The 22,325-nt window shown below is 54.0% G+C and carries 20 protein-coding genes; 16 read left to right on the forward strand and 4 right to left on the reverse strand.

Going from position 1 to position 22,325, the window contains the following annotated elements:
• Positions 1 to 7: 7 nt before the first annotated feature.
• The 7 genes from SJY13_RS22110 to SJY13_RS22140 all read left to right on the forward strand — a co-directional run bounded on the left by SJY13_RS22110 (position 8) and on the right by SJY13_RS22140 (position 7,914).
• Positions 8 to 1,015 carry a TAXI family TRAP transporter solute-binding subunit gene (locus tag SJY13_RS22110; protein ID WP_299948663.1) on the forward strand — a complete coding sequence of 336 codons (1,008 nt, stop codon included), beginning with the start codon at positions 8 to 10 and terminating at the stop codon, positions 1,013 to 1,015.
• An 80-nt stretch (positions 1,016 to 1,095) separates the two neighbouring features.
• Positions 1,096 to 3,309 carry a TRAP transporter permease gene (locus SJY13_RS22115; protein WP_377194404.1) on the forward strand — a complete coding sequence of 738 codons (2,214 nt, stop codon included), beginning with the start codon at positions 1,096 to 1,098 and terminating at the stop codon, positions 3,307 to 3,309.
• Positions 3,310 to 3,313: 4 nt separating this feature from the next.
• The gene (locus SJY13_RS22120) at positions 3,314 to 4,552 is read left to right on the forward strand and encodes an NAD(P)/FAD-dependent oxidoreductase (RefSeq protein WP_377194406.1); all 1,239 of its coding nucleotides are present in this window, start codon (positions 3,314 to 3,316) and stop codon (positions 4,550 to 4,552) included.
• A 28-nt stretch (positions 4,553 to 4,580) separates the two neighbouring features.
• Complete coding sequence (locus tag SJY13_RS22125; protein ID WP_377194408.1) at positions 4,581 to 5,324, forward strand: aspartate/glutamate racemase family protein; 744 nt, start codon at positions 4,581 to 4,583, stop codon at positions 5,322 to 5,324.
• Between the two features lie 100 nt (positions 5,325 to 5,424).
• Positions 5,425 to 6,153: a TSUP family transporter gene (locus SJY13_RS22130; protein ID WP_377194410.1), complete on the forward strand. Its 729-nt coding sequence runs from the start codon at positions 5,425 to 5,427 to the stop codon at positions 6,151 to 6,153.
• 61 nt (positions 6,154 to 6,214) lie between these two features.
• Positions 6,215 to 7,186, forward strand: a complete 972-nt coding sequence (locus SJY13_RS22135) for a D-cysteine desulfhydrase family protein (RefSeq protein WP_377194412.1) — start codon at positions 6,215 to 6,217, stop codon at positions 7,184 to 7,186.
• A 314-nt stretch (positions 7,187 to 7,500) separates the two neighbouring features.
• On the forward strand, positions 7,501 to 7,914 hold the full coding sequence (locus tag SJY13_RS22140; RefSeq protein WP_377194414.1) for a VOC family protein: 414 nt from the start codon (positions 7,501 to 7,503) through the stop codon (positions 7,912 to 7,914).
• A gap of 132 nt (positions 7,915 to 8,046) precedes the next feature.
• Here the strand turns inward: SJY13_RS22140 and SJY13_RS22145 are convergent, their stop codons facing one another.
• Positions 8,047 to 8,958: a LysR family transcriptional regulator gene (locus tag SJY13_RS22145; protein ID WP_085824780.1), complete on the reverse strand. Its 912-nt coding sequence runs from the start codon at positions 8,956 to 8,958 to the stop codon at positions 8,047 to 8,049.
• Positions 8,959 to 9,076: 118 nt separating this feature from the next.
• Between SJY13_RS22145 and SJY13_RS22150 the strand changes: the two genes are divergently transcribed.
• The 6 genes from SJY13_RS22150 to SJY13_RS22175 are packed head-to-tail and all read left to right on the forward strand — an operon-like array spanning position 9,077 to position 15,332.
• Positions 9,077 to 10,135: a dipeptidase gene (locus tag SJY13_RS22150; protein ID WP_377194416.1), complete on the forward strand. Its 1,059-nt coding sequence runs from the start codon at positions 9,077 to 9,079 to the stop codon at positions 10,133 to 10,135.
• 35 nt (positions 10,136 to 10,170) lie between these two features.
• Positions 10,171 to 11,766: an ABC transporter substrate-binding protein gene (locus tag SJY13_RS22155; protein WP_377194418.1), complete on the forward strand. Its 1,596-nt coding sequence runs from the start codon at positions 10,171 to 10,173 to the stop codon at positions 11,764 to 11,766.
• Positions 11,767 to 12,825: an ABC transporter permease gene (locus SJY13_RS22160; protein ID WP_377194420.1), complete on the forward strand. Its 1,059-nt coding sequence runs from the start codon at positions 11,767 to 11,769 to the stop codon at positions 12,823 to 12,825. It abuts the gene before it with no gap.
• Positions 12,822 to 13,733 carry an ABC transporter permease gene (locus tag SJY13_RS22165; RefSeq protein ID WP_377194422.1) on the forward strand — a complete coding sequence of 304 codons (912 nt, stop codon included), beginning with the start codon at positions 12,822 to 12,824 and terminating at the stop codon, positions 13,731 to 13,733. The genes SJY13_RS22160 and SJY13_RS22165 overlap by 4 nt, the downstream gene beginning before the upstream one ends.
• Positions 13,730 to 14,578 (forward strand): ABC transporter ATP-binding protein, encoded by an 849-nt coding sequence (locus SJY13_RS22170; RefSeq protein WP_377194424.1) that lies wholly within the window; start codon positions 13,730 to 13,732, stop codon positions 14,576 to 14,578. The genes SJY13_RS22165 and SJY13_RS22170 overlap by 4 nt, the downstream gene beginning before the upstream one ends.
• 1 nt (position 14,579) lies before the next feature.
• Entirely contained in the window at positions 14,580 to 15,332 is a 753-nt protein-coding gene (locus SJY13_RS22175) for an ABC transporter ATP-binding protein (RefSeq protein WP_377194426.1), read from the forward strand.
• A gap of 393 nt (positions 15,333 to 15,725) precedes the next feature.
• Here the strand turns inward: SJY13_RS22175 and SJY13_RS22180 are convergent, their stop codons facing one another.
• Complete coding sequence (locus tag SJY13_RS22180; RefSeq protein WP_377191728.1) at positions 15,726 to 17,357, reverse strand: arylsulfatase; 1,632 nt, start codon at positions 17,355 to 17,357, stop codon at positions 15,726 to 15,728.
• Positions 17,358 to 17,863: 506 nt separating this feature from the next.
• A complete protein-coding gene (locus tag SJY13_RS22185) occupies positions 17,864 to 18,754 on the reverse strand; it encodes a LysR substrate-binding domain-containing protein (protein WP_377194428.1) in 891 nt (296 codons plus the stop codon).
• A gap of 118 nt (positions 18,755 to 18,872) precedes the next feature.
• On the opposite strand from SJY13_RS22185, the gene SJY13_RS22190 reads away from it, so the two are divergent.
• The gene (locus tag SJY13_RS22190) at positions 18,873 to 19,838 is read left to right on the forward strand and encodes a sodium-dependent bicarbonate transport family permease (RefSeq protein WP_377194430.1); all 966 of its coding nucleotides are present in this window, start codon (positions 18,873 to 18,875) and stop codon (positions 19,836 to 19,838) included.
• Between the two features lie 489 nt (positions 19,839 to 20,327).
• Here the strand turns inward: SJY13_RS22190 and SJY13_RS22195 are convergent, their stop codons facing one another.
• Positions 20,328 to 20,909, reverse strand: a complete 582-nt coding sequence (locus SJY13_RS22195) for a TetR/AcrR family transcriptional regulator (protein WP_377194432.1) — start codon at positions 20,907 to 20,909, stop codon at positions 20,328 to 20,330.
• A 124-nt stretch (positions 20,910 to 21,033) separates the two neighbouring features.
• Here SJY13_RS22195 and SJY13_RS22200 point away from each other — a divergent pair, with 124 nt between their 5' ends.
• Both SJY13_RS22200 and SJY13_RS22205 read left to right on the forward strand, forming a co-directional pair.
• A complete protein-coding gene (locus SJY13_RS22200) occupies positions 21,034 to 21,624 on the forward strand; it encodes a YceI family protein (protein WP_377194434.1) in 591 nt (196 codons plus the stop codon).
• Between the two features lie 230 nt (positions 21,625 to 21,854).
• Positions 21,855 to 22,229: a luciferase domain-containing protein gene (locus tag SJY13_RS22205; protein ID WP_377194436.1), complete on the forward strand. Its 375-nt coding sequence runs from the start codon at positions 21,855 to 21,857 to the stop codon at positions 22,227 to 22,229.
• Positions 22,230 to 22,325 lie beyond the last annotated feature (96 nt).

The raw sequence follows: 22,325 nt of genomic DNA on the forward strand, positions 1-22,325 counted from the left end.
GATGACAATGAAAATTGTAAAATGCTTGACTGGTCTAGCATTGGCGGGCGCGCTGGCCGCACCTGCGCTGGCGCAGGATCCGACCTTTTTCCGTATCGGCACCGGTGGTGCTGGCGGCACCTACTTCCCCATCGGTGGCACCATCGCCAATGGTATCTCAGCGCCTCCGGGCTCACGCCCGTGTGAAGAAGGTGGCCAGTGCGGTGTTCCGGGGCTGATCGCAATTGCGCAATCCACCACCGCATCGGTCTTTAACAACGCGGCCGTTGAAAACGGTGAGCTTGAGGCGGGTCTTGCTGCAGCGGACGTCACGCGTTCGATGTATCTGGGAGAAGGAAAATTCGAAGGCAAACCGCATCCCAAGCTGCGCATCGTGGCCAACCTGTTCCCCGAAGACCTGCACCTTGTTCTGCCGGCCGGGTCGACGATCAACGATCTGAGCGATCTGGAAGGCAAACGCGTTGGTATCGCGCAAGCTGGTTCTGGCACTCAGGTAGCCGTTTTGCAGATGCTCGATGCCTGGGGTGTCAATCGTGACAACATGGACGAAGCCGAGCTTAACAACAGCCAGAGCGCCGAGCGGCTGGCCGATGGTCAGCTAGACGCCTATTTCTACGCTGCGGGCTGGCCGGTTGCTGCGATGGTGCAACTATCGTCGACCAAAGGCATGAACCTGCACTCGTTCAGCGATGAGGATCTGGCCAAAATCAATGAGATCATTCCGGCCTATATCCCTTCGGCCATCCCTGGCGGTGTCTATGAAGGTATTGATGCGGATACGAAGACCCCCGCGGTAAGCGCAATGCTGGTTGTATCCTCGGACCTATCCGATGATCTGGTCTATCAGATGACCAAAGCTCTTTGGAATGACAACACTCGCAAGCTGCTGGATAACGGTCATGCCAAGGGCAAGCAGATTACACCAGATACGGCGTTGGACGGTGTGGAGGCGCTGGGTGTTCCGCTGCATCCGGGCGCCGAGAAGTTCTACAAAGAAGCCGGGCTTCTTCAGTAATTCTGTCTCACGAAACTTAAATGTCCGGTGCTCAGATCTGAGCACCGGGTACTCAAGATACGCGTAATCAGGGGGCCATCATGTCCGAGACACAAAAGCTTGATGACCACGAGCTGACAGCCGAGGAACTGGCTGCAATCGAAGAACAATTCGACGAAGGCGCCGCCGTCCGGCAGGTGACTCCGACAACCGGAAATGTTCTGCGCGTCGTGGCCCTGATCTTTGCATTCTACGAATTTTTCACAGCCGGGTTTGGCCTGCCTGCCGATCACTGGCACATGGGCATTTATCTGGCTCTGCTGTTCATTCTGGTCTACGCGACAATCCCGATTATCGGGGTCAAAAGCCTTTATGCGCTTAAATTAAGTCGGTTTCGCATAGGCAACATCCCACTATACGACTTGGTCTTCATGGTGCTGGGGATCATCGCAGCGCTGTATGTTGGCGTCGCCTGGCGCGGCATTCCGTTATTGGGGATCGAGGAACAGACGTTCCGCATGGGTAACCCCAACACATTTGATGTGGTATTGGGCGTGATTATCATCCTGCTGGTTCTGGACATCGCGCGCCGCACTTTGGGTTGGGTGTTGCCGCTGATCATCTGCGTCTTTATTTCATACGCACTGCTTGGGCCGTACTTCCCCGGATTGCTGCAACATCCCGGCGTGAATTTTAAAACCTTCGTGTCGTCGATGTATTTCCCGCAGGAAGGCATCTACGGCGTCACCCTTTGGGTTGTTTCGACCATCGTTTTCCACTTCGTACTGTTTGGCGTGATCGCGCAACGCACGGGGTTGGGGCAGCTATTCATCGATAATGCAACTATTTTGGCGGGCCGTTATACCGGCGGTCCGGCAAAAGTGTCGGTGGTGTCCTCGGCCTTCTTCGGCACGATCTCGGGCTCTTCGGTGGCCAACACCGTATCAACCGGCGCGCTGACAATTCCCAACATGAAGCGCCTTGGATACCCCGGCCATTTTGCGGGTGGGGTCGAGGCTGCTTCCTCGGCCGGTGGTCAGATCACTCCACCGATCATGGGCGCGGCGGCCTTTATTATGGCCGAGTTCCTCGAGGTTCCCTATACCACCATCGTGATTGCGGCGATCTTCCCAGCACTACTGCACTATGTCGGTGTATTCGCCGTCGTGCATTTGATGGCACGCAAGCTGAATCTCAAAGGTCTGACCAAAGACCAACTGCCGCAGCTCAAAGCCGTCTGGGCAGAAGGCTGGGCCAACATAGTGCCCCTGATCGGCCTGCTCGTCGTTCTGTTCACGGGTTACACGCCCTTCATGTCGGCCTTCTGCGGCATATCACTTGCGGTAATCGCAGGCATGTCTCGATTGAAGCAACCTCCGACGCTGATCTATGCGGCGGCGTTCCTCAGCTTTGTACTTTGGAAATTCTCAGACGGCGGCTTTGACCTGACCATGACAACAATCCTGTGCGGATTGACGGTCGTCGCGACATTGAACCCTCAGAAACGCATCGAAGTACCCGAGATGCTACAGGCGGTAGAATTAGGTGTGAAATACTCGCTGGCCGTGGGCGCCGCCGCTGCTGCGGTTGGTATCGTGGTAGGCGTGATCAACACCACTGGCATCGGTTTTCGCATCGGTTTCATGGTTACGCAAGGCGCAGGCAACCTGGCATCGGATCTGTACAACATGATCTCGTTCGGCAGCTTCCAGTTCTTTGCGATGGAAGACTTACAATTGTTCATCTCATTGGTGTTCATCGCCGTCGTCTGTATCCTGATGGGCGCCGGCATTCCGACCACCGCGCTGTATATCATGCTGGTATCAGTGGCGCAGCCTGCGCTCGCGCAATTGGGTGTTCCACCCATCGCCAGCCACCTTTTCGTGCTCTACTACGGCGTGGTGTCCGAGATTACACCACCGGTCTGCACTTCAGCCTATGCCGCGGCGGCCATTGCGAACTCGAACCCGTTCCGAACAGGTCTTTCTGCTTTCACCCTTGGATTGGGCAAAGTGATCGCGCCTATGGCCTTTGTCTATGCGCCGGTGCTGCTATTCGTGTCCTCAACCGGGTTTAACCTGTGGGAGTTCACCTATACCGCGACCAGCTGCATCGCCGGGGTTATTGCCCTGTCGGCGGCTGTGGTTGGGTATTGGTTGTGCCCGCTGAATATCGCATCGCGCATTCTGTTGGCCATCGCTGGGATTATCTTTGTCGCGCCCAGCCTGACTGCTGATCTGATCGCGCTGGCCGTGGCATCACCTGTCATCGTCACCCAACTGATCGCCCGCAACCGAAGCCACTCTCCGGCCTGATGCGATGACAGAACAAGTGACCATCATCGGCGCAGGGATCGTCGGCATTTGTTGCGCTTTGTCGTTACAAGAGCGCGGCATTCCGGTTCGGCTGATTGACCGCGGTCAACCGGGGCAGGAAACCTCTTTCGGGAATGCAGGTGTAGTGTCGCCGTGGTCAATCATTCCGCAAGCGATGCCGGGCATATGGAAAACACTGCCCCAGATGCTACTGGACCCCAAAAGCGCGCTTTCGGTCAGAACCAGTTTCTGGCCAAAAATGATCCCCTGGGGGCTGCGGTTTTTGGGAAATTCCGGCGAAAGGTCAGTGCGCGAAATCTCGGACGCGATGGAGCTTTTGTGCCGCCCTTCTATCGACTTGTATCGTCGTCATCTTCAAGGCACCGGGCACGAAAACCTGATCACTGACAGCTACTATATTCACGCTTTTCGCCACCGGAAGCAGGCTGATCTGAATGGGCTTGGATATCTGATCCGCCAGGAAAAAGGAGGCGATCTGGAGCTTGTCGATGGTGCCGAGTTGCGCCGCATGGAACCTGCACTGTCAGAAGAATTTAAAGCCGCGATCGTGATAAAAGGTCAGGCACGCGTAACCTCGCCAGGACGTGTGGGGGCGGTTCTGGCTGAAAAAGCGCGCGCGCAAGGTGCTGAAATAGTAAAAACCGAAGTCACCAGGCTGGCACCGGCTGAAGATGGTGGTTGGCAGATTACAACCTCGCAAGGCACGATGCGTGCCGCCAGCATTATCCTCGCGGCAGGTGTGTGGTCCGCCGACCTGTTAAAACCGCTGGGGATGCCTGTGCCCCTTGTGGCCGAGCGGGGTTACCACGTCGAATTCCCTAAGGCCTTGGCCCAATTGAACAATTCGGTCATGGATGTAGACGCAAAGGTGGTCGCAAGTTCAATGCAAGACGGTCTGAGAGTCGCTGGCACGGCTGAATTTGGTAGTGTCGACGCGCCCGCTGATCCACGCAAGAAAAAAATCCTGACCGAACAAGCCAAGGCCATGGTGCCAGGCCTCGATACAGGCGAGGCACAATTTTGGATGGGTCGACGCCCGTCCTTTCCGGACAGTTTGCCGGCGATCGGACCAGTTAACGGGCGGGAAGGGCTCTATACCGCGTTCGGACATTCTCATTATGGGCTGATGATGGCCCCGAAAACCGGTGAGCTTGTGGCCGATCTTGTGTCCGGTCGCAGCCCAAATATCGATCTGGCCCCGTTTTCGCTGGCCCGGTTTTGAACCTTCAAATTAAAAGGATCAGATGACAATGCCAATCTACCACGGTGGCCAGAACATATGCGGGGCGTCAATTGGTGTTCTGTGCCTTGAAAGCTATTTTCCAAAACCACCGGGCCATATCAAGAACCCTTCCAGCCTGCCATTTCCGGTTCTGTATGAGATGATCGACGGTGTGACTGTCCCGACCTTGCTGAACAACCCTTCGCCCGAGTTACTGGCACCGTTCATCGAAGGCGCCAAGCGGCTTGAGGCTGAAGGCGTGCGAGCCATCACAGGCAGTTGTGGCTTTCTAGCCCTGTTTCAAAAAAAATTGGCTGCGGCGGTTTCAGTGCCTGTCTTTGCCTCCAGCCTGATCCAAGTGCCGCTGGCTTATCACATGACCGGGGCCAGCGCCCCAGTGGGTGTGCTGACTGCGGATGCATCGGCACTAACGCCCCAGCATTTTGAAGGTGTCGGTGCAGCCGGTGTTCCTGTGGCAGTGAAGGGCTTGGAAGGTACATCAGAATTCGCCGAGGTGATCTTGCGGAACTCGCGAACGAGGATGGATACTGATCTGATCGAGGCCGAGGTCTTGGATGCCGCTCGCAGTCTGATGCTTGAAGCTCCGGATATTCGGTCATTGGTATTGGAGTGTACAGATCTGCCGCCATATGCCGCGCGCCTTCAGGAAGAACTGCAGCTTCCCGTTTTTGACCTTACAACACTGGCGCATATGGCGCATTCTGTGGCGGCCCGAGTACCATACTCTGGAATGATGCCGTGGCAGCGCTGACCGCGCCGTGCCGTAGGCGGGTTGGAATTGAAGTAGACCTCAGCTGGTCAATCAAGGTACCTGTGGCCCTGCAACAATCCCCCGATCCATAGGAGTTTGAGTGCCCGCTGAACTGTACATCCTGATGACCGCTATTTGCCTTGGCGCTATGCTGCAAGTCGGGGTTGGCATCGGATTTAGCATCATTGCGGGGCCACCCATGATGATTATGCTTGGCACGCCGACGGCGGTTCCCATTTTGCTTCTGCTAAACACCGTTGTGTCAGCGGTGGCAACGGACCGGCATGTTCTGAAAAACAATCGGCGGATAATCGTCACTGCGGTCATTGGATGCGCCGTTGGAGTGGCTGCTGGCCGCATTGTTTATCCCCTTTTGAGCGAGGCGTTTGTTCTCGCCCTGACGGCCTGCCTGTTGTTAATCGGCTTGGTTACAACCTTGCTCCCCTTGCGTGGCTCAATTGGAAACGTCGGGTTTTCAGCTGTTACCGGATTGTCTGGACTTGCAACTGTATGGGCGGCAACCCCGGGTCCACTTATGGTGTTCGGTTTGATTGCAAATGGTCGGTCCGCCAAAGAGGTGGCAAAGCTGGTTCAACCAATAGCGCTGGTGGCATATGGCATCGCATTTTTGTTGCACAATCTGTCCGGGGCACAATCAATCTCGTATGGGTCGTCAGTATGGGGGTTCCTCGCCATAACCTTGATCGGCAGCTTACTTGGCCGTGCGACAGGTCCCAACTTGCCACAGGCGGTCGTCATAGCAGCGATCCGCGTGGTTTCACTGATCGCTTGCTGTGTTCTGTTCTATCGCGCCTATATGACGGTTTAATCTCAAAGGTCACACGATGATACGAAACGAAAATCTGCACAGATTTCCACGTGCCCAACTCATGTCTGGCCCAACACCTTTGGAGCACCTGGACAACCTATCGGCCGAGCTGGATATCGATCTCTGGCTGAAACGTGATGATCTGACCGGGCTTAGTTTTGGTGGCAACAAAACACGGCAGCTTGAATTTTATCTTGGAGATGCGCAGCAAAAAGGCGCTGATACCATTCTGATCACGGGCGCCGTTCAATCCAATTTTGTGCGATCTGCAGCCGCCGCAGCGGCCAAACTGGGTATGCAATCGGTGCTTCAGTTGGAAGAGCGTGTGCCGGACATGGGATCAGAGTATTATGTGTCCGGAAACGTACTCTTGGCACAAATCCTGGGTGCCGAGCAAATGAGTTACCCCGAGGGCGAAGACGAACCCGGAGCGGATGCGGCATTGCATGCACGCGCCGACGAATTGAAAGCCCAAGGTTGCACACCTTACGTTATTCACCTTGGCCTGCATCATCCACCCCTAGGAGCCCTGGGTTATGTCGTCGCTGGGCAGGAATTGTACCAGCAGATGCCAGATTTCGATGCGGTCGTTGTCCCGTCAGGCAGCGGCGCGACACATGGCGGTTTGCAAACCGGATTGGCGCTGGAAGAAAGCATTGCCTCGGTTTTTGGGGTTTGCGTGCGCCGGGATCGTGAAAAGCAAAAGGCTCGAATGAAAACCGTTCTGCAGAATCTTGCGGACTTGCTGGAAATCGACGCAGGTTTTCTACAGGACAGGATTGATGTTTGGGATGAAGCCTTGCCGCCAGGCTATGGCAAAGTGAATGCCAAAACACGCGCCGCTTTGGAGAAAATGGCCCGAACCGAAGGGGTTTTTCTAGACCCGGTCTATTCTGCCAAAACATTCGCCGGTTTGCTGGACCTGATCGAACGTGGAAAGATAAAACCAGGTGAGAAAGTCGTTTTACTGCACACGGGCGGGTTGCCCGCACTATTTGGTTATCAAAAAGAGCTAGTAGGTAACCCGGCTTGAAGTGTTCAAAGCACAGTTCCGGATCAGGACCCTACTTGGCTGTACTCTAGGTACCCAAACGATTTTTTTAGCCCGTTCCGGCTTGATTTGCGAATACGCAAGGTCAGCTTTGGTTCGCGAGCGGCAACTGAGTTCTACGCTGGGAACGGCGGGATTGTTGCGCGATCTGTAAATTCGCATGGCGAACGATCTTGCGAGCGCAGCGAAAGACCGATTTGGTGAAGCCGCATTGCGGCAGCGGCACTTACGATGAATGTCTCCTTCGGGCCGTTTATAACGACCCAATTGTGATTGGGAATGCACTAACGTATGCAATGACATACTACATTAGTTGTATTGATTTAGTCTCTGGGCCGGGCAAGATGATTGAAGAACTGCATCACATCCAAATTGCTATGCCAAAAGGCAGAGAAGGTGACGCTCGCAAATTCTATTGTGGCGTATTGGGTTTTTCTGAAGTTGAAAAACCCAATGCGTTGCGCGGTCGCGGAGGAGTTTGGTTTCAATGCCAGAATGTGCGTTTTCATCTGGGAGTGGAAGAACCATTTGTTCCTGCGCTGAAAGCCCACCCGGGCTTTAGAGTAGATTCACTGGAGACCACTGTTGCTCATCTTAAGGCTGCAGGTGTTGACGTTCGAACTGACATCGACTTACCCGACATCAAGAGAATTTATATCAGCGATCCGTTTGGAAATCGTATTGAACTGCTTGAAGTAGTTGCATTGTAGCGCTCGGCACGAGGACAACAGAGCCCGCATTTCCTCCTTCCAACTAACCTGAGTGCTTCGCTGGATAGTCGATCTGCACCGTAGTGGCGACCGTGGAAACAAAAAACGGATTTGGGTGGGTCTGTACGCTTCCTAGTTACGATCTGAAAAGGGATCAGGAGGTGTGTTCAGCCGGAGATGCCGCATAAAGGCTCGGGCGATCCTTGGAACGGGCCTTTGGTCTGAAACCACAAAATGACCTCGATATCGCATGGGGGATTCAAACGGGACAAATGCCAGTTCTGGGGATCGATACATGTACACAGGAAATGGGTTGATCACCGCCAAGCCCAAACCTTCTCGCGCCATGTCAGCAGCGGCGAAAGAGGTCGAAACTTCTGCAACAATTCTGGGTTCGGCTCTAACCTGGTGCAACAACCGATCAAGTTGTCCACGCCGTCCATGACGATATGTCAAGGCGATCAGATCCTGTTCATGAAGGTCAGACGGTGTGAGTGTGTCGCGCGTTGCCAGTGGATGTTCTGGGCGCATAACACAAACTGCAGGAGATACCCGAAAAGGAATGAGTTTGATACCTGCACGGCTTTGTTCAACGCCGGTCACTGCCAGATCAAATCGATTTTCCAAGACACCTAGCGTGACCAGGTCCGAAGTTGTCACTTCCAAATTGATGAAGAACCCTGGGTTCCCCCGTAAAAAACTTGCGATGAGGGAAACGATATATCGATGCGCATAGCTGGGTGGTGCGACCAGACGCAGTGTTTCTTGCACAGCTTCGGCGGGGCCGTCGATCCGGTCCAAAGATTCGAACAGAGGATCAAGCCGCATGTTGAGCCTGACCGCCTCTTGCGTTGGGCGTAACCTGCCCGCGTCCCGCTCGAAGAGCATTTTCCCAAGCCGCGCTTCAAGGCTGCCGATCGAACGGCTGACCGCAGATTGCGACAAACCCAGTTGTCGCGCCGCCGCCGCCGTTGTTCCGGCCTGCATGAGTGCTCGCAATGCTTGGTATTCTGGCAGCGAATGCCAGTTGCGAGGTTTTACCATTTCTTTACGGCCTCATGATTTCGTCTACCTCTATGAGTAAAACTCATTGAAATTTTTTGCAATTATGATGATCCCGTCTGTTAGCGTGTATCGAAATGATACTGAAACATGTGGTGCAATGGTGAAAACGTCTCCGCTGATCTTCGACGGGCATAACGACGTATTGTCGAAACTTGCCTCGGCGGGTGGTTTGTCAGAAGCTGGTCGCTTCCTTACAGGTCTTGATGGCGCGATTGATCTGGTCAAAGCCCGAAGTGGAGGCTTTGGCGGAGGTTTCTTTGCGATCTGGGTTCCATCATCGATGGATTTGGCCGCCAAGATGAAAAAGATGGTCCAGCCGAGTTATGAACTGCCGCTTCCAGATCAGATTGATGCCGAAGATGCCTTACCTGCCGCGTTGGGCCAGATCGCAATCCTGCTCGAACTGGAGCGTTTGGGCGCATTGCAGGTGGTTCGTTCGGTCGCTGACATCCGGGATTGCATGGCGCAAGGCCGGATGGCCGCCATTTTTCACATAGAGGGTGCCGAGGCGATCGACACCGATCTGCATGCGCTAGATGTTTTTTACGCCGCGGGCCTGCGGTCGATAGGGCCGGTTTGGAGCCGACCAAACATCTTCGGGCACGGAGTACCGTTGAAATTCCCATCAGGGCCAAATACTGGCGGCGGGTTGACCGATCATGGTCTCAGGCTTGTGCGGCGCTGCAATGCACTTGGCATTATGCTGGACTTGTCACATCTCACTGAAAAGGGTTTTTGGGATGTGGCGCGGTATTCTGACGCCCCATTGGTTGCGACCCATTCCAACGCCCATGTTATATGCCCGCACGCCCGCAATCTGACGGATGATCAACTCCGCACGATTGCTGAAAGTGACGGAATGGTCGGCCTGAATTTTGCCACTGCATTTCTACGCGAAGATGGGCGGATGGTTCCCGACGTGCCTTTGACGCAGGTTCTGAGGCACCTTGATCACCTGATTGGTATACTGGGTGAGGATCGGGTTGGGCTCGGGTCGGACTATGACGGGGCAATGGTGCCGGAGGATGTGACGGATGTATCCATGCTGCCCCGACTACGAGATGCCATGGAGCGCCATGGTTATGGTGAAGAGCTCATCAAGAAGCTCTGCCACGAAAATTGGTTACGTGTTCTCGAAAAGACCTGGGGGGCGTGACCGTCGATGAAAGACATAGTGACAGAGAGGACAACATGAACGCATTTAGTAGATTGCTTACCGGAGCGGCGCTTGGAATGGCGCTGGCCGTGACTTCGACTTCCGCGATGGCAGAAACGCCACCAAACATGCTGGTTATCGCAAATCGCATTGACGACATCACCACACTGGACCCAGCCGAGAGCTTTGAATTTGCCGGGTCCGATGTCAGCAGGAATGTTTATCAGAAACTGGTGAATTTCGACCCGCTGGATTTGGATGCCGGGTATCAGCCGGATATTGCCGAAAGCTGGGACGTGTCAGAGGACGGAAAGTCCATCACATTCAAGATCCGGGACGGGTTGACGTTTCACTCCGGTAACCTTGTGACCGCCGAGGACGTTCAGTTTTCGCTGCGCCGCGCGATCATTCTGAACAAAACTCCGGCGTTTATCCTAACACAGTTTGGATTCACGCCTGAAAACATCGAGCAAACAATCGTTGCAGATGGCGATACGTTGACCATCACTACGGACAAGCCTTATGCGACATCCTTTGTCCTGAACTGCCTGACCTCTACAATTGGTGGGATCGTCGACAAAAAGACAGTGATGGAGCACGATAAAGATGGCGATTTGGGCAATGAATGGCTCAAAACCAACACGGCTGGATCGGGTGCCTATAGTCTGGTCAGCTGGAAGCCGAATGAAAGCGTAACGCTGAAATCCAACCCCGACTTCTATCTGGGCGCCCCGACCATGGAGCGTGTGGTCGTGCGCCACGTTCAAGAAAGCGCCAGTCAGCGTCTGTTGCTGGAACGCGGGGACATCGACATTGCCCGCAATCTGAACCCTGAAGATGTGGCTGGTGCCTCATCGGTAGATGGGGTCAAAATTGCTGACGAGCTGAAAGGCCGTCTGATGTATGTATCGCTGAACCAGAAGCATCCTGAACTGAGCAAGCCTCAGGTCCGGCAGGCGTTTAAGTATCTCATCGATTATGAGGGAATGCGCGACAGCTTTCTAAAGGGTCAGTACACAATCCATCAGAACTTTCTACCTCAGACCTATCTGGGCGCATCCGATGAGGCCCCGTTCAACTTTGACATCGAAAAGGCCAAATCCTTGCTGGATGAGGCCGGTGTAAGCGGACTAGAGATTGAGGTCGGCGTGCGTGAAGCGCAAGAGCGGATCGAAATCGCGCAGGCCATGCAAAACGCGCTGGGACAAGTCGGCATCAAGATGAACATCACGGTCGGAACTGCCAAGCAGATTCTGGCGCGATACCGCTCGCGTGAACTGGATGTTTATCTTGGGGCGTGGGGGCCGGATTACCCTGACCCGCAAACAAACGCCGGTACGTTTGCGTACAACCCGGACAATTCAGACGAGGCCAATGCTACCGGTTTGCTGGCCTGGCGGAATTCCTGGGATACAGATGGTCTGACCGAGAAGACGAATGCTGCCGTTGTGGAAAACGATACAGTAAAACGTGCTGATATGTATAAGACAATTCAGGCAGATTTCCGTGAGACATCGCCTTTTGTCATCATGTTCCAGCAAATCGAACAATCGGCGATGCGTGACAATGTGACGGATTTCTCGACCGGGCAGGCGATTACGTCGGCGTCATACTGGCAGGTGACCAAATAGATGGCACTGGCCGAAAGACCAACAGGGGGGCGCCGTTCGGCGCCTCTCATCCATTGGATCAAGAGCATTCTGAAAACTCTTGGTACCATTGCAATTACGATGCTTGGTTTGTTGTTCGTGACATTCATCATCGGTCGCGTGATGCCGATTGATCCGGTGCTGGCCATTGTTGGTGAACGTGCATCACAATCGACATATGATGCGGTCTACCAACAACTTGGTCTCGATAAGCCATTGTTGGTGCAATTCTTGTACTATTTGTGGGATGTCCTGCACGGAGATTTTGGCAATTCACTGCTGAATGCGCGCCCTGTATCCGAGGATATCGCCCGCGTTTTCCCCGCCACGTTGGAACTCGCCACTCTGGGTGTTCTGATTGGTATTTTTCTCGGCGTTCCGTTAGGGGTGATTGCCGCAGTCAAGCGTGGCTCGTGGATTGATCAGATCGCTCGGGTTGTCGCGCTTGTCGGCTATTCGATGCCTATCTTCTGGTTGGGCTTGATGGGTCTGCTGGTGTTCTATGGGGTTCTTGGTTGGGTTGGTGGTCCCGGACGGCTGGACATTTTCTACGAAGATGTTGTGCCAACGCGTACGGGTTTGATCCTGTTGGACAGCGCTATCGTTCAAGACTGGGATGTCTTCCGTAATGCTTTAACCCATATCATCTTGCCGGCGGCTTTGCTCGGCTATTACTCGTTGGCCTATATCAGCCGGATGACCCGTTCCTTCATGCTGGAACAGCTTTCGGCCGAATATGTCATCACCGCACGGGTCAAAGGCCTGTCGGAACGGCAAGTGATCTGGCGCCATGCATTCAAGAATATCCGGGTGCAACTGATCACGGTTATCGCGCTGAGCTATGCCAACCTGCTTGAAGGGTCTGTTCTGACCGAGATCATCTTCAGTTGGCCAGGCATCGGCAGTTACATCACAACGGCATTGCTGAGCGCAGACATGAATGCTGTTCTGGGCGGAACAGTTGTGGTCGGGCTGATCTTTATCTGTCTGAATATATTCTCTGATCTTCTCTATCGTTTCTTTGATCCGAGGTCGAAATGAGCGATTTGACTTTGCGACAATGGCTGCTGGCCGACGCACCTACGTCTCGCCGTCACGCCAGATTGTCCAGTCTGTATAAGGGCTGGCTAACACTGCGAACGAATTCCATGGCTATGGTTGGTTTGACCATTCTGGTACTTCTTGTTTTCACCGCGGTATTTGCCCCTGTTCTGGCCCCGCATGATCCGTTTTCTCAGGATCTTGCTAGCCGTCTTCAGCCCATAGGGACCGGGGGGCATCTTTTGGGCACCGACAGTTTGGGGCGGGATATTCTGTCCAGATTGATTTATGGTGCACGTATCACGCTCTACATTGTCGCTCTGGTTGCACTGATCGCCCCAGTAGCGGGTCTTTTGGTGGGGACTGTTGCGGGGTATGCAGGAGGTTGGGCCGATGTGGTCCTGATGCGCATCACGGACATCTTCCTAGCTTTCCCGCGACTGGTTCTGGCGCTGGCATTTGTTGCAGCCCTTGGCGCCGGGATCGAAAATGCGGTGCTCGCAATTTCGCTTACGGCTTGGCCTCCCTATGCACGTATGTCGCGGGCCGAAACGCTGACCATCCGGTCAACTGACTATATCAACGCGATCCGCCTGCAAGGTGCAGGGCCTTTGCGGATCATCACGCGTCATATTTGGCCACTTTGCATTTCATCACTGATCGTGCGCGTCACGCTGGATATGGCTGGGATTATTCTGGCTGCGGCTGGCTTGGGTTTCCTCGGTCTGGGCGCACAACCGCCCAGTCCTGAATGGGGGGCGATGATATCAGAGGGTCGAAGATTTATTCTGGACCACTGGTGGGTTGCTACCGTACCGGGGCTCGCGATTTTTACGGTATCGCTGGCTTTCAACCTGCTGGGTGATGGCCTGAGGGACGCTCTGGACCCGAAGGATGACGGACAATGAGTTTGCTGGACATCGAAGATCTTTGGGTCCGTTTTCCAACCCGTCAAGGCGTGTTCGACGCTGTACGCGGCGTGTCATTCTCGCTGGGACGCGAACGGCTGGGTATTGTCGGTGAAAGCGGCTCCGGCAAGTCAATGACGGGTCGCGCTATCCTGCGCCTTATCCGCAAGCCCGGCATAGTAGAGGCCAGTCATGTCAATCTTGAAAGCCGCGATCTGCTGAAGTTAAGCGAACGCGAGATGCGCGAGGTCCGGGGGAAGCAGATTTCCATGGTCATGCAAGACCCCAAGTTCTCACTGAACCCGGTAGTCACTGTCGGTGAGCAACTTATGGAGGCCTATCTTCAACACAATTCCGGCTCCAAGTCTCGTGCACGGAAGATGGCTATCGAGATGCTGGAGAATGTGTCGATCCGTGATGCTGAGAGGGTGATGCGCGCTTATCCCCATGAAGTTTCCGGAGGTATGGGACAGCGTATCATGATCGCGATGATGCTGATCCCCAATCCCAAGATACTGATCGCGGATGAGCCGACCTCAGCACTGGATGTTAGTGTCCAGAGACAGGTTCTGAACATCATGGACGGGCTGGTCAAGGAACGGGGCATGGGGCTGATCTTCATCAGTCACGATCTGAACCTCGTGTCCGAGTTCTGCGACCGCGTTCTCATCATGTATTCAGGCCGGATTGTCGAAGTCTGCGAAGCGAACAAGCTGCATCAGGCCCAGCATCCCTACACCCAGGGGCTGTTAAATTCACTTCCCCGACTTGATGACAAGCGCACCCATCTGAGCGTCCTGACCCGAGACCCGTCATGGTCGAACGCACCAAGTGTCAGAGGTTGAAATGACGGCATTGGAAATCAGGGACCTAGACGTCTGGTTCGGCCACGCACATGACCGCGTTGATGCGGTCAAAGGTGCCAACCTCAGTGTCATGCAGGGCGAAAGCTTTGGTCTTGTGGGAGAGAGCGGATCCGGAAAATCTACCATCCTGCGCGCAATAACGGGGCTTGCGCCGCAATGGTCCGGTACCATCGAAGTCGAAGGTCAGACGCTGTCCGGAGCGAAACGGGATCGCGCGTTCTTCCGGACGGTGCAGATGGTGTTTCAGGATCCTTACGCCTCGCTTCATCCGCGGCACACAGTCGATCAGGTGCTCAGCGAAACTCTGCATCTGCACGGATTGGACAATATCGACAAACGTGTGGCGGGTCTGTTGGATGATGTCGGCCTTGGGCAACGGTTCCGGTTCCGGTATCCGCACCAGCTCTCTGGTGGTCAGCGTCAGCGCGTTGCCATTGCAAGGGCCTTGGCCGGTGAGCCAGATATCCTGCTATTGGATGAGCCCACATCAGCCTTGGATGTCAGCGTTCAGGCTGAAGTTCTGAATTTGCTCGCTGACCTGCGCACGAAACACGGACTGACGTATCTGATGGTATCCCATGACCTTCCTGTTATTGCGCATATGTGTGACCAATTGGCTGTCATGAGAAACGGCGAGATTGTGGAAGTCATGTCCTCCGAAACTCTGCGGATGGGAAACCCCAGGCATGAATACTCGCAGGAATTACTCAGAGCTTCGGTTGCGCCACAGTGAGTGTGGCGTATCAATGTTGGGACAGTTAATGTGACAACACCGATGCCGTTAAAGCAAACGCCGCTAAGGAAAAAAGTTATCAACGTTGATTAGTCCACTGACTACAACGCCTAAAAAATGATTTGCGGGAATTTCAGCCAGACTGAAACTTGGCAATGGCAGTTTCGTCCGCGCAGCAGTCATCCTAGCCACCTTTTGGTGATGCGCTTGCAGCGAATGTCCGGATTGTGGGCTGCATCAGCAGCATTCTAAAGTAGTGCTCAAGGTCGGCTTTGGGCCGTCCACAATCTGTGTAGGACAGGGCGGGCAACCGATGCCGTATCGCATCTGAGGTCCGGTTAGAGCCCAAAGCAGACATTCATTTGCTCTGGGTCGAACGTTTTGTGCGGTTGCCTATTGTTCAGCCGGGACGATGCCCACTTCTTCCGCATAGGCATCCCACGCCGCGATCAATTCAGTCAGCAGGCCTGGCATTTCTTTTGAAAGATCGCTTGTTTCGCCGGGATCGACAGAAAGATTGAACAGACGCCATTCACCGCCGCCGTAAGGTGCGGGTACTTGAATCGCTTTGAAATCTCCCTTGCGAACCCATTTGCCCCCAGCCATTTCACCTGAGACAACTTCCTCGGGATCATACAGCGTATCATCGTCGCCGCTTAGCAACGCCATCATCGAACGGCCTCGTGGTGGCTCAACCTGATGCCCATTGAACGTCTCAGGATACTGTACCCCGGCAGCATCAAGCAGCGTTGGAAGGATATCCCAAACATATGCAAAAGCTCTTGTGGTCTCGCCCTTTGAAATGCCTGGTCCCGACACAATCAGAGGAACTCGGATTCCCCCCTCACCCACGGTCTGCTTGTATAGGCCGAGAGGTCCGCTGGAACCGGCTGCAAACCCAGGGCCGTACGCATAATTTGAACCAGGATGCCCAAGGTTTTCGAAACTGTGATCGAATTGAGCGACAAAATCGGGATCGTCGGCGCCGGGATAGTCCACGGAATAAAATGGGTTGGACCCGTTGTCCGACAGGAACACCACAATCGTGTTATCTAACTCATCAATGTCCTGCAGGAAATCAACCACACGGCCATAATGATAGTCCATTGCCTCCACCATGCCAGCATAAACTTCCATCCCGCGGGCTTCAGTTCGGCGCTCATACAGCTGCAGTTCTTCCCAAGGTGTCACTAGGGGCTGAGAACCCGGCAATTGCGCTTCTCCCGCAATGAGGCCAAGAGACTTTGCCGCCTTCCAACGTCTCTGTTTCAGAACATCGTAGCCTTCGTCGTACTGGCCCGCGTATTTTGACATCCAGGGTTCGGGCACGTGAACAGGATCGTGCGGTGCTGTGAACGCGAGATAGCCGAAAAACGGTTTGCCGTCGTCTCGGTTTGCCCTGATCGCATCAATCAGAAAATCCGCGTAACTCCGGCTTGAATAGAAATCTGCAGGAAGAACATCGAGATAACCGCCATTCGAAGCATACTTTGCTGGGTCATCTTCGGGCAATATTCCGAGTCTGTCCGCCCAGTGGCTGGCACCGCCAACCAGCATGGTCAACGTTGTGTCGAATCCACGATTGAACGGCAGGCGTTCCTTGGAGTGTCCCAGATGCCATTTGCCAGCCATGTAGGTGTTGTATCCGGCAGCTTGCAGGATTTCAGGCAATGCCGCGACGCGGTCGTTCAGGTAACCCTCATATCCCGGCTGGCCGCGCTGGTTATCAACGAGCATCTCGCTCATCGTTCCCAGTCCGGCAATGTGATTGTCATTACCAGACATCAACATAGCGCGAGTGGGCGAGCAAGACACGGACGCGTGGAAGTCAGTGAAGAGCATTCCCTGCGCAGCCAATTGGTCTAGGCGAGGCGTGTCAATCTCTCCACCATACGACCCAATATCGCTCCACCCCAAATCGTCAGCCATGACCAACAAGATGTTCGGTCGCACATCGGCAGCAGCGGCACTTGTGGTGAACGACAAGAAAAGAAACACGAAAAGACAGTTGTTTGCGCGAAACACTTTTTCACTCCTTTTCGCAGCTACTTGAATTCATACCGAAGCAATTGCCAGTGAGTGCAACTTCTACCTATGACAGATCAAACCAGTTAATGTCCGCCTTGTCCGCCCAGCGTAAGTTCAGTCAGCCTTTGATTTTGCGCTCGCAGCGAATGACCTGAAAGCGGGTTGCGGATGCGGCATCTCAGTTGGTTGTTGGATGTCGGCTTTGGACCGTCCTCGTGATCAGCTATTGGCGGGGCAGGGGCCTTTGCTGCATTGGTTCTTGGGTCTGCAATGAGCCCATTTTGACAGATGTTGCACTGTGCATGAAAGCCCATACTGGAATGAGAGCATAACTACGTAGGGGCTCATGTCTCTCCATTTGGAACTCTGCTCTATTGCTGTGGATGAAAACGCACATCCATGGAACCCTCCCATTGAATCAACAGGATTATTGGCTCATCAGTGGAAAACGAGTCATTTTTCTGCTCCCCACTGGTTGGTGTTCGTAATCTCCGAGGGATTCTTCAAGCCTGCGTCACTTCCAGTTTGAGCACTTTAGCGGCGTTCTGCAGGATCGTCGCGAAAACACCAGTAAAATGTTCCGGTCGATCGGATGGTACAAGGATGCTAATCGTTCGATCGGCATCCGGCATAACTAGCGGCATCACGCAGACTTCACTGCGGTAGATGCCTTGTCGTCGCGCAAAAAGGTCGGGAAGGATACCTATCCCAGCTCCGGTCGCCGCCATTAGCACGATAGAGTCTAGGCTTGTGCCCTCGTAGTCGTTGGAAACTGTGGCCCCGCTCGCTCCGGCGATACCGTAGACAATTCGGGCGAGTCGGTGACCTGTATCAAGCGTCAACAGACGTTGTCCTTGAAGGTCCTCTGCCGCGACTTGTGTGCAAGCTGCCAGTGGATGATCCTGCGCCACCGCGACCCAGAGTGGTTCGATGAACAGCTGATGCTGGAATGTGTTCGGGTGATCCTCGGGCGTCGAGATGATCGCGTCGAAGCGCCCGTTTCTTATCCCTTCGTCTAGGTTCAATGTGTTTTCCTCGCGAACGATAACACGCAAGTCAGGCTCAGATTCATGCAGTGACTTAATCGCTTGCGGCAAAAGATATGGCCCGATTGACGGCAGTACGCCTAACCGCAGCCGTCCGCCAAAAGGCAGGTTTGAGAGCATCGAGTCGCGCAATGCTTCGACCTCGGAAAGAATGCGGCGGGCACGGGTTACAAATTCCAAGCCCCGTGCCGTCGTGCGCGCCCCAGCTCGGCCACGTTCAAAAAGTCGAACACCAAGATCTGTTTCCACTGTAGCCACCTGGTTCGACATACTGGGCTGGCTGACATGCAGCGTTTCTGCTGCAAGACCAAAACTGCCCAATTGATGGACGGTGACGATGTATTCCATCTGACGCAACGTAGGGCGCATTCATAACCTCAGGCTATCTTTTTCTGTTATAAAATGTATTTAAACTATTCAATGAATCCGGGCAACAGGCATAAAACATGTTCCGGATACGCAAATAATGCAGATTTTTGATAGCCTTGTGGGCAACCTGATTGTGCCTACGATCTTGTTTTTTGTCCTTGGTCTTCTGGCCGCAATCGTACGCAGTGACCTTACGATCCCCGAAGGTGCCGCAAAGTTCATGTCGCTCTACTTGCTGTTGGCGATTGGCTTTAAAGGTGGGCACAGCTTAACAGAAAATGGGTTGAGCAAAGAGGTCTTCACCGCCCTTGGTGTAGGACTTGCACTATCCTTCCTGATCCCATTTATAGCCTACGCCCTTCTACGTGGCATGACTCGATTAGACGCGCTGAACGCTGCCGCCGTGGCAGGGCACTACGGCTCTATATCGATCGTAACTTTTGTCGCTGCCTCAAGCCTCTTGGACCTGTCCGGCATTGCTTGGGATGGGTACATGGTGGCCATAGCTGCAACGATGGAAGTTCCAGCGATCCTTTCGGCCCTGTGGATCGCACATCACTTTGGACGTGATGGGGCAGCGGGAAGTGTGTCTATTCGGGAGCTTTTTGCCAATGGCTCCATCGTGCTTCTGACCGGTGCATTCGTGATCGGCGCTCTGACGCAGGACAAGGGCATGGAGATGATCGCTCCATTTGTAGTGACGCCCTTTACCGGAATTCTTTGCCTGTTTTTGCTGGATATGGGCCTGTCTGCGGGCCGCAGCCTGCTGCGCAACTGGCACCTATTGAGCGTGGGGCTGTTTGCTTTTGGCATCATAATGCCAATGATCAGCGCGATGCTTGCCATGGGGCTGGGCTTGGCTATTGGGTTGCAGATCGGCAGCCTATTCTTGTTGATGGTGCTTGCGGCCTCAGCTTCTTACATCGCAGTGCCCGCAGCGATGAAGATTGCACTGCCGCAAGCCGAGTCAGGCATATATCTGACACTTTCTATGGGCGTGACCTTTCCCTTCAACATCACGGTTGGCTTGCCACTCTACCTATGGCTTTCCCAAACGTTCTGATGATCCAATAGAAACTAGGCCTCCATACTTGATAGTGTCGACAGACGCGAAACACGCAAAGCAGACTATGGTTTTCATCCAACGTAGGACCGGTTAGTCCTCAGTCCGTGAGTTCGACAGGTCTCCCGTCTCGCGACTGCAGCGAAAGCCCGTTTTGGGGAAGCCGCGCCGCGGCATTTGATGATTGCCGAAAGTCCGGACTGGGCTGTCACATCTGGGTCGATGCGTTCCACCCGGTTGACATGCTGCAAAACGTCTAAGGTCGGTTGCGAGCCCAAAGTTACCGGGTGCTGCAGTCCGCGCTAACGGTGGCAACGCGCAGTAAGCGGACTTTGCAAATTTCGGAGAACGATCATTGCGAATCTTTGCCAAGACCATTTGGAGCAGCCGCTATTAGGAACTGGCTGGACATGCTATTGATCATGATTGATGCTCTGCCGTAATCTCGCGCCCGTTGCTGGTCGCTTTGATTGCAAAGTAAGGCGATGGTCACTGCCCCGAATTAGTTTTCGCGATACTGCAAAGCAGATCGACGTGCTGATCCAACCAATCTTCGTCCAGGGCCTCGTGACGTATGAGCTTGCGGAAATAGGGGGCAGCGACTGCTAGTTCTATGAGTTGGTCAACCGGAACGTCGGCGGTGATCTCACCGCGGCCTACTGCGGCTGCAAATACTGCTTCAACACTCGCGAACCTGTCTTTCATGAATTCAGTGATCACCAACCGCGCTTCTTCGTCGGTGGACGCAGCAGCGACCACCTGAGGCGCGATTTGGCCCCATGGTGTGTCATTCAAGGCTCCCATCAGTACTCCGAGTAACCAGCGCAGGTCAGATCGCAGCGGGCCATCGGTTTTGGGTGGTATGTTCGGCGGTGTTGCGATGCGCCTGAACGCTGCATCACGCAGACTGCGCGCATCTGGCCAGTGCCTGTAAAGTGTGCTGCGCGAAATGCCCGTTGCCTTTGAAACTGCGCCATGAGTTACGTGCAGCACGCCGTCATCCATCAGTATCTTTTGCGCAGCATCAAGCGCAGTCTGTCGTGTGGCGATCAGCCTAGGATCTTCTTTCAATCACCCCTCCTATAGAACAATTTGTTGCATAGTAGAACATTTTGTCCTAAAAGTATGGTCGGCCAACACCTAAATCCCAATACTCAATTCCACAAACACGTCTTGTCAAAATGGGAGCGTATCAATGTTCAAAGTTGCAGCAACCCCGCTGGCGGTACTCCTATCGATGGGCGCGACAACCGCATTGTCCGAGAGCGGCACTTACGAGCTGGATCCTGGACACAGTCAAGTATTGTTCAGCTACAACCACATCGGGTTCTCAGAAACATATGGAATGTTCTCAGGTTTTAGCGGTGAGATTGAGTTCGACGAAGATGATCCGTCTGGGTCATCTGTCACAGTGTCTATGCCTGTGAAATCCATGATCACGGGCTGGGACGCCCGTCTGCAACACTTCATGTCCGATGACTTTTTTAGCGCGAGTGACGGTGATGAAGTCACATTCGCCTCAACCAACATCGAATTGACCGGGGACAATACCGCGAATATTTCTGGCGACCTGACCATGAATGGCGTCACCAAACCTGTTGTTCTGGAAACAACGCTTAACAAGTCAGCGCTATACCCGTTTGGCCCAAAAGAGGGCATGCCGACCTTGGGGCTGGCTGCCACGGCGACTATCGTGCGGTCTGAATTCGGACTTGGGGCATTTGCGCCAGCGGTGAGCGACGAAATAGATCTCTTGATCAATATCGAAGCGTTAAAGGCTGAATGATGTGTGCAACGGCACCGATACTGCGCTCAGCACTCAATCTTTTTGATTGGCAGATGGTCAACACGATGAATGTGCACCTGAGAACATTGGCGGTTGCTGTGACGGTAGTGGTATTGATGTGCTCAATGGCGTCCGCGCAAGAGCGCTCCTTGCCGGAGCGCACCTCGCCCCGTCCCGAAACGACAAGCGGCGTACCGCATACTCAAATTGGTGTCGAAATTAATGCCGATTTGGCCCAGCTATTGCTGGAGCAAGTTGCGCAATTCCCAGGAGTCACACTTGGCCCAACACGCATATCATTACCTGGCGCGATTGGCTTTCAGCTTGATCCTGACATGTTGTTGTCTCAACCGAACTCTATCGTCGGTAGGTTTGAGTTTGCGCATATGCATCCTGATGGCAGCTTGCACGCTTCGCTGCACCCCGCAATGGCCCGACGGGCAATTGAGGCTGGCTGGGCCGTAGGACACCCTTGGGCCAATCAACGTCCCGGATGGAGTGGCTTTGTCATGATATATACACCGACCACGCCAGAAGAGTTGGATGTCGTCATCGATCTGGTCGAAAGTTCGTACACCTTCATCACCGGAAACACCTTGGGTTAAACGCCCACCTGCTGACCTTGCCGTTGCTGACTAATACACAGGTCAGTCAAAATTCAGTTTTACCGGAATTTCAGGTGATCCATGTTCCACTGTTCC

Source organism: Ruegeria meonggei (genome assembly GCF_042768335.1).
In the GTDB taxonomy this organism is placed as follows: domain Bacteria; phylum Pseudomonadota; class Alphaproteobacteria; order Rhodobacterales; family Rhodobacteraceae; genus Ruegeria; species Ruegeria meonggei.

Bases quoted from the DNA above. Each gene is read 5' to 3' on its own strand.
- SJY13_RS22135 (WP_377194412.1), top strand. From the start codon at position 6,215: ATGTCTGGCCCAACACCTTTGGAGCACCTGGACAACCTATCGGCCGAG.
- SJY13_RS22160 (WP_377194420.1), top strand. From the start codon at position 11,767: ATGGCACTGGCCGAAAGACCAACAGGGGGGCGCCGTTCGGCGCCTCTC.
- SJY13_RS22175 (WP_377194426.1), top strand. From the start codon at position 14,580: ATGACGGCATTGGAAATCAGGGACCTAGACGTCTGGTTCGGCCACGCA.
- SJY13_RS22120 (WP_377194406.1), top strand. From the start codon at position 3,314: ATGACAGAACAAGTGACCATCATCGGCGCAGGGATCGTCGGCATTTGT.
- SJY13_RS22140 (WP_377194414.1), top strand. From the start codon at position 7,501: ATGACATACTACATTAGTTGTATTGATTTAGTCTCTGGGCCGGGCAAG.
- SJY13_RS22110 (WP_299948663.1), top strand. From the start codon at position 8: ATGAAAATTGTAAAATGCTTGACTGGTCTAGCATTGGCGGGCGCGCTG.
- SJY13_RS22170 (WP_377194424.1), top strand. From the start codon at position 13,730: ATGAGTTTGCTGGACATCGAAGATCTTTGGGTCCGTTTTCCAACCCGT.
- SJY13_RS22165 (WP_377194422.1), top strand. From the start codon at position 12,822: ATGAGCGATTTGACTTTGCGACAATGGCTGCTGGCCGACGCACCTACG.
- SJY13_RS22145 (WP_085824780.1), bottom strand. From the start codon at position 8,958: ATGGTAAAACCTCGCAACTGGCATTCGCTGCCAGAATACCAAGCATTG.
- SJY13_RS22150 (WP_377194416.1), top strand. From the start codon at position 9,077: ATGGTGAAAACGTCTCCGCTGATCTTCGACGGGCATAACGACGTATTG.
- SJY13_RS22155 (WP_377194418.1), top strand. From the start codon at position 10,171: ATGAACGCATTTAGTAGATTGCTTACCGGAGCGGCGCTTGGAATGGCG.
- SJY13_RS22125 (WP_377194408.1), top strand. From the start codon at position 4,581: ATGCCAATCTACCACGGTGGCCAGAACATATGCGGGGCGTCAATTGGT.
- SJY13_RS22185 (WP_377194428.1), bottom strand. From the start codon at position 18,754: ATGGAATACATCGTCACCGTCCATCAATTGGGCAGTTTTGGTCTTGCA.
- SJY13_RS22200 (WP_377194434.1), top strand. From the start codon at position 21,034: ATGTTCAAAGTTGCAGCAACCCCGCTGGCGGTACTCCTATCGATGGGC.
- SJY13_RS22115 (WP_377194404.1), top strand. From the start codon at position 1,096: ATGTCCGAGACACAAAAGCTTGATGACCACGAGCTGACAGCCGAGGAA.
- SJY13_RS22190 (WP_377194430.1), top strand. From the start codon at position 18,873: ATGCAGATTTTTGATAGCCTTGTGGGCAACCTGATTGTGCCTACGATC.